The organism is Mesorhizobium sp. (genome assembly GCF_017306585.1).
Taxonomy (GTDB): Bacteria; Pseudomonadota; Alphaproteobacteria; order Rhizobiales; family Rhizobiaceae; genus Mesorhizobium.
Window position 1 is genome coordinate 1 of record NZ_JAFKIC010000062.1, and the last position, 6,770, is coordinate 6,770.

6 protein-coding genes and 1 pseudogene are annotated in these 6,770 nt (G+C 64.2%); 6 read left to right on the forward strand and 1 reads right to left on the reverse strand.

What is annotated here, in order from left to right; all coding sequences use genetic code 11:
- Both J0I79_RS02315 and J0I79_RS02320 read left to right on the forward strand, forming a co-directional pair.
- A partial coding sequence (locus J0I79_RS02315; RefSeq protein ID WP_292855091.1) for a 2-oxo acid dehydrogenase subunit E2 occupies positions 1 to 882 on the forward strand: 882 nt, incomplete at its 5' end.
- 111 nt (positions 883 to 993) lie between these two features.
- Positions 994 to 1,362 carry a hypothetical protein gene (locus tag J0I79_RS02320; protein ID WP_292855093.1) on the forward strand — a complete coding sequence of 123 codons (369 nt, stop codon included), beginning with the start codon at positions 994 to 996 and terminating at the stop codon, positions 1,360 to 1,362.
- Positions 1,363 to 1,509: 147 nt separating this feature from the next.
- Here the strand turns inward: J0I79_RS02320 and J0I79_RS02325 are convergent, their stop codons facing one another.
- On the reverse strand, positions 1,510 to 2,481 hold the full coding sequence (locus J0I79_RS02325; RefSeq protein WP_292855095.1) for a sugar-binding transcriptional regulator: 972 nt from the start codon (positions 2,479 to 2,481) through the stop codon (positions 1,510 to 1,512).
- Positions 2,482 to 2,740: 259 nt separating this feature from the next.
- On the opposite strand from J0I79_RS02325, the gene J0I79_RS02330 reads away from it, so the two are divergent.
- From J0I79_RS02330 to J0I79_RS02345, 4 genes and pseudogenes are all read left to right on the forward strand, one after another.
- Complete coding sequence (locus tag J0I79_RS02330) at positions 2,741 to 3,727, forward strand: ABC transporter substrate-binding protein (protein WP_292855097.1); 987 nt, start codon at positions 2,741 to 2,743, stop codon at positions 3,725 to 3,727.
- Between the two features lie 90 nt (positions 3,728 to 3,817).
- Positions 3,818 to 5,521 (forward strand): iron ABC transporter permease, encoded by a 1,704-nt coding sequence (locus J0I79_RS02335; protein ID WP_292855099.1) that lies wholly within the window; start codon positions 3,818 to 3,820, stop codon positions 5,519 to 5,521.
- The gene (locus J0I79_RS02340; protein ID WP_292855101.1) at positions 5,509 to 6,588 is read left to right on the forward strand and encodes an ABC transporter ATP-binding protein; all 1,080 of its coding nucleotides are present in this window, start codon (positions 5,509 to 5,511) and stop codon (positions 6,586 to 6,588) included. The genes J0I79_RS02335 and J0I79_RS02340 overlap by 13 nt, the downstream gene beginning before the upstream one ends.
- Positions 6,588 to 6,770: pseudogene (locus tag J0I79_RS02345) on the forward strand (MBL fold metallo-hydrolase); the annotation flags it as partial. The gene J0I79_RS02340 and the pseudogene J0I79_RS02345, both read left to right, overlap by 1 nt.

The following is a 6,770-nucleotide window of genomic DNA, read 5'->3' on the forward strand; positions in this document are numbered from 1 at the left end:
ACCGGCCCGCATGGCCGTGTGGTCAAGGCCGATGTCGATGCCGCGATCGCTGGTGGTGGCGCGAAGGCCGCTCCGGCCGCCAAGGCGCCAGCTGCCGCGCCGGCGGCCGCCGCTCCCGCTCCTGCCAAGGCGATGTCGGACGACCAGGTCTTGAAGTTGTTCGAGGAAGGCTCCTACGAGCTCATCCCGCATGACAATATGCGCAAGACCATCGCGCGCCGCCTTGTCGAAGCGAAATCCACCATCCCGCACTTCTACCTGACGCTCGACTGCGAACTCGATGCGCTTCTGGCGCTGCGCTCGCAGTTGAACGCGGCGGCGCCGATGAAGAAGACCGACAAGGGCGAGGCGCCCGTCTACAAGCTGTCGGTCAACGACATGGTCATCAAGGCGATGGCGATGGCGCTGAAGGCGGTGCCGGACGCCAATGCGTCGTGGACAGAAAGCGCCATGGTCAAGCACAAGCATGCCGATGTCGGCGTCGCCGTGTCGATCCCGGGCGGGCTGATCACGCCGATCATTCGGCATGCCGATGAAAAGACGCTGTCGACCATCTCCAACGAGATGAAGGACCTTGCCAGCCGCGCGCGCAGCCGCAAGCTGAAGCCGGAAGAGTATCAGGGTGGCACCACGGCGGTGTCGAACCTTGGCATGTTCGGCATCAAGGATTTCGCCGCGGTTATCAACCCGCCGCACGCGACGATCCTGGCGGTCGGCGCCGGCGAGGAGCGGGCGGTGGTCAAGAACGGCGAGATCAAGATCGCCACCGTGATGTCGGTGACGCTTTCGACCGACCATCGCGCCGTCGACGGTGCGCTGGGGGCGGAACTGCTGGTCGCCTTCAAGAGCCTCATTGAGAATCCAATGGGCATGCTCGTCTAGCCCTCGGACGCGGGCCGGCGCCAATGATACGCCGGCTCACGACAGAAACGGCTTGTCAGGCGCCGACACGTGACCCATGTTCTGGATGGAGCGCGACCAAGGGAGGCCAGCATGCCCGCATTCGACCCATCTGACGTCAAGACCTTGCTCGGCAAGGTCATGGCCACGTCGCCATCCGACATCAAGCTGGTGGCGCAGCGTCTGCACGATCACGCCTTCGAGCCGCGCATGTCGGCGGAAGAGACGAAGCAGCTCGTCGCCAGCCTTGGCTATGAAAACCTCGATGCGTTCTGCAGGGATATCGGCCTGCCCGCGCATATCGCCGAGCGGTGGAGCCGCTTTGGCGTTTCCGGCGAGATGAAGCAGGTGTTCATCCTGCTGGCGGCGCAACGCAAGCGCGTGGCCGAGGCGATCGCCGAGTTCGAATCCATGACCCATGTCGGCGTCGAGGATTTCTTGCGCGAGCGCGGCCTGATTTAAGGTGTGTGGCTATTCAGGTGATGCCGGTCTGCAAACGGCAGCTTCCTGCGCTTCCGGTGCTCACGTACAGAAAGTACGCTCCGCTCCGGTTCTCGGAACCAACCGTTTTCGACTCGGCCTGACCTGAATTTCAACACACCTTAAGTCTCAGCCACCTTTGGCCAGCAGCGCCTTGGCCGTGTCGCTGTCGGTGATCAGCACATTGGTGCTGACGGCCTTCAGCGCCGCCAGGATCGCCGCCACCTTGCGTTTGCCGCCGGCGGCCAGCACGACATTGGGCACGTTGCCGACGACGTCGAGATCGATGGCCATGACGCGGCGGTTGACCTCATGGTCGACGAGCCGGCCTGCCGCATCGACAAAATAGCACAGCATGTTGGCGACCGCGCCCCTGGCCTTGAGCGGTGCGATCAGCGATGACGGCACGATGCCGTGCCGGAAGATCGTGGCGTCGGGCGACATATCGCCGACGGTGAGCAGCGCGATGTCGGCGGCGGCGGCGCGGCGTCGCACGTCCTGCAGAGCCGGTTGCGCCCACAGCAGATCGCGCAGTGCAGGATCGTCCACGGTTACCGGCGCCGTGATCTGGTAGCTGTCGATCTCGAAGACATCGGCGACCTTGGCGGCGACGATCGAGGGGTTGATCCACTGAGAATGCGGGAGGCTACCGACGAGCGCCACGACCGACGCATGCTTCAACTGGCGACGGGCGAGGAAGCCGAGACTGGAATGCAGCGTCGCGCCGCCGCCGATGGCGAGTGTCATGCCGTCGCGCATCTGTTCGCCGAGATAGGCGGCCACGGCATGGCCGATTGCCTTTTCCAGGTGCTCGTGCGCCGAAGGGGTCGGGATGACGACCGCGGCATCGAGACCCCAGCGTCTTTCCAGGTCCCGCTCGAGCGACACCTGTTCGGCGGTCGGCGCGTTGATCATGGTAACGACGATGCCTTCGGCGGTGCAGGCGGCCAGCGTCCGCATGACCTTCACCCTCGAGACGTCGAGCTTTTCGGCTATCTGCTCCTGCGTGAGGCCTTCGACATAATAGAGCCAGGCGGTCTTTACGTTGAGGTCGGAGGAAACCATCGGCAGGCGGGTTGGTCCGGGCTTTTCCGTGGGCATAGGTTCTCATCCCTCATGAGCCTTGGCTGGGCGAACCGTCATCGGAGAAACACATGTCTTGTGTCAACCGGACGCCGGTTCGCGGCTGACGGATTGTCGCACATCTCTGTTCATTTGTAATTGACATTGAACATATGAACATATTTTGTGGGTTTCACGCGCTGTGTCATCCACCAGTCATATGCGCCGTGCAGGGAGGACGGGACGGGGTACTGGCCAGGGGCCGGACCGGTCGTGCACAGACAAGACAGGAGGTCTCATGAAGACGCATTTCATCAAGCTGCTGGCCAGCCAGCTGGCCCTCGCGGCGACTTTGTTTGCCGGCGTGGCAAACGCCGAAACGCTGACGCTCTACACATCCCAGCCGGAAGCCGACGCGGCCAAGACCGTGGAAGCCTTCAAGAAGGCGCAGCCCGGCGTCGACGTCACCATCTACCGTTCCGGAACCAGCGACATCCTGACCAAGATGGCGGCGGAGTTCGCCGCCGGCAGTCCGCAGCCCGACGTGCTTTTGATCGCCGACGCGGTCTCGATGGAGCTGTTGAAGAAGGACGACCGGCTGATGGCCTATCCCGAGGCCAAGCTCGACGGCATCGAGGCGGATGCCTATGACGCCGGCAAGACCTATTTCGGCAGCAAGCTGATCACCACCGGCATCGTCTACAACACGGCCGCGGCCGAGAAGCCGCAGCATTGGGCCGATCTCGCCAAGCCGGCCTATGCCGATGGCCTGGTGATGCCGAGCCCGCTCTATTCGGGTGCTGCCGCCTATCTGCTGTCGGGCTTCGCCGGAGACAGCAATTACGGCTGGGACTTCTTCCAGAAGCTGAAGACCAACAACACGGTGAGCGTGCGCGGCAATGGCGCGGTGCTGAAGTCGGTCGCGTCGGGCGAGAAGCCGTACGGCATTCTCGTCGACTTCATGGCGATGAACGCCAAGAAGAAGGGTTCGCCGGTCGAGTTCGTATTCCCCAGTGAAGGCGTGCCGGCCGTAACGGAGCCCGTCGCCATCATGAAGACGGCCAAGAATGTCGAAGGCGCCAAGAAGTTCGTCGACTTCATTCTTTCCGATGAAGGCCAGAAGCTGGCTCTGTCCATGGGCTACCTGCCGGCGCGCGCCTCGGTCGGCCGCCCCGACTGGTTGCCGGAAGGCGTCAAGGTCAAGGTGATGCCGTTCGACACCAAGGCGATCGTGGCCAAGACCGACGCCGACAAGGCGAAGTTCCAGGAACTGTTCGGCGGCTGAGCCGGCAATCGCGGCGGGGGGTGCCGGTTCGCCGACATCCCCACCGCCCCCGGGCGAAATCCGCCCGCATCGATCCAGGAAAACGCAATCATGCCGACACGCATCAGGGAAAGCCGGGGCCAGGAAATGGCCCTGACGGCGGCGGTGGCCGTCGTCATCGTGCTGCTTTCGCTGCTGCCCATGCTGCGCCTCGTCAAGGAGATCGTGGCGCCCGGCGGCACCCTGTCGGCAATCGCCATCGAGACCGGCTTGCGCAGCCCGGCGACCTGGGTTGCAACCTGGCATACGCTGGTCGTCGGCATAGGCGGCACCCTGCTTGCGGTGCTGTCAGGAACGCTGGTGGCGGTTCTGGTCTCGCTCACCGACATACGCGGCCGCAGCGCCCTGGTGCTGTGCTACGTCATGCCGCTGATGATTGCCCCGCAGGTGACGGCGCTGGCCTGGCTGCAACTGTTCGGACCGGCAAGCCCGTTTCTCAAGCTGTTCGGGGCGGCGCCGCCGCTCGGCACCAAAAACCCGCTCTATTCGACATCGGGCATCATCCTGCTGCTTGGCGTGCAGTATGGCCCGCTGGTGTTCCTGCTGGTGCGGGCCGGCCTGCGCAAATTGCCGCGCGAACTGGTCGAAGCCGCGCGTGCAGGAGGCGCGAACTGGTTCACCGTGCTCATCACCATCGTGCTGCCGCTGATGACGCCTTCGATCATGGCGGCGTCGGCATTGGCTTTCGTCTCCTGCGTCGGCAATTTCGGCATCCCGGCTTTCCTCGGCATTCCCGCCAATTATCTTGTGCTGCCGACGCTCATCTACCAGAAGCTGGCAGGCGGCGGCCCGGCTGTGCTCGGCGAGACGGCGTTCCTGTCGGTGCTGATCGGTGTCATCGCCATGGCCGGCATCCTTGCCCAGGAGGTGATGAGCCGCCGGCGCGACTATCGCATCTCCTCGACCTCGTTGTCCGCCGAGCCCTATGAGCTCGGCCGCTGGCGGCCGGTCATCCAGGCCAGCCTGTGGCTGCTGATCCTTCTGGTTTTGGTGCTGCCGCTGTTCGGGCTGGTGCTTACATCCCTGGTGCCGGGCTACGGCATCGCGCTGACGGCCAAGACGGCGACGCTCGACAATTACCGCTTCGTGCTGTTCGAGCACGATGCAGCCAACCGCGCCTTCTTCAACAGCTTCTGGCTGTCGATCGCGGCGGCCTTCTTCGCCGTCATCGTCGCCGTGCCTGTGGGCTATCTGATCGCCTGGGGCAAGCAGCGCTGGGTGCGGCTGCTCAACCTTTCGGTTGAACTGCCCTATGCCTTGCCGGGGGTGGTGCTGGCGATCGCATCGCTGCTCATCTTCCTGCGACCGATCCCGTTCACCGGCATCCAGCTTTACAATACGGTCTGGATCATCCTCTACGCCTATCTCGCCCGCTTCCTCGTGCTGGCGCTGCGGCCGACGATCAGCGGCTACCACCAGATCGACCGGGCCCTGGAGGAAGCCGCACAGGTGGCGGGCGCCGGCCTGTTCACGCGCTTGCGCACCATCGTGTTTCCGCTTGTGGCGCCGGCGGCTATTGCCGGTGGCCTGCTGATCTTCATGACAGCGCTCAGCGAACTCACCGTCTCGGCGCTGCTGTGGTCCTCGGGGTCCGAGACCATCGGCGTGGTGATGTTCTCCTTCGAGCAGGGCGGCGATTCCAACTATGCGGCGGCGATGTCGGTCATCACCGTCGCGGTCACCTTCGTGCTGATGCTGGTGACCAATCTGCTTGCCCCTCATCTTCCGAGCGGAGTCCTGCCATGGCGCGATTGACACTGGACCATGTGACCAAGAGCTTCGCTGATTTCGACGCGGTCAAGGATGTCTCGATCGACGTCGCCGATGGCGAATTCCTTGCGGTGCTCGGCCCTTCCGGATGCGGCAAGACGACCTTGCTCCGGCTCGTCGCCGGATTCGAAAAGGTGAGCGCGGGCGAAATCCGCATCGGCAGCGACGTCGTTTCGAACAGTGGCGGCAGCGTCGCGCCGGAAAAGCGGCGGGTCGGCATCGTGTTCCAGAACTATGCGCTGTGGCCGCATATGACGGTGGCCGAGAACATCGGCTATTCGCTGAAGGTGGCCAAACTCGATAAGGCCGTGGCACGCCGGAAAGTCGAGGACGCGCTGGCCCTGGTCAATCTGCAGGGACTGGGCGATCGCAGGCCCGCCAATCTCTCCGGAGGCCAGCGCCAGCGGGTCGCGCTGGCGCGCTGCCTCGTCGCCGCGCCTTCGCTGGTGCTGTTCGACGAACCTTTGGCCAATCTCGACGTGCATCTGAGGGCCTCGATGGAGGATGAGTTCGCCGCTTTCCACAAGCGCTCGGGCACCACCATCGTCTACATCACCCACGACCAGGCCGAGGCGATGGCACTCGCCGACCGCATCGCGGTGATGGATCACGGCCGGCTGGCGCAGCTTGCGACACCGCGCGAGCTCTATCATGAACCGGCAAATGAAATGGTGGCATCCTTCATCTCGCAAGGCATTCTGCTGCCGGCCGATGTGTTGAGCGCGGAAGAGGCTGGCCATTGCAAGGTCAGGGTGCTCGAAACCGAGCTTGTTGTCCGCTGCCGGCCCGGCGAACTGCCCCGTGCCGGGGCGAAGATCTGCTGCCGGTCCGCCGATCTCGAGGTTTCGGCCGACAGTTCGGGGTTCGATGGCCTGGTCAAGCGCGTGATCTATCAGGGTGGCGCGGCGCGGATCGAATTCACGCCCGCCGCCGGCCCTGACCTCACCCTGCATTTCGAGCAACCGGACCCGGTCACGCTGGTGAGCGGAGCCGAGGCGCGGTTGCGCTTGAAATCCGGCTGGCTGATCCCGGCGGCGGGGCCGGCATCGTGATGATGCTGGACCTGCTCGGCGGCTTTGGGGAAAAGGGCCGCACCAGCGTTGCCGTCAGCAGCGGCAATGATCGCATATTGCTCGACGCCGGCATCAAGGTCGGCGCCTCTAGCGCGGACTATTATCCGGCGCTCGGCGGTTCGGCAGCGGATATCGACGCGCTGTTCGTCTCGCCTGCCCCT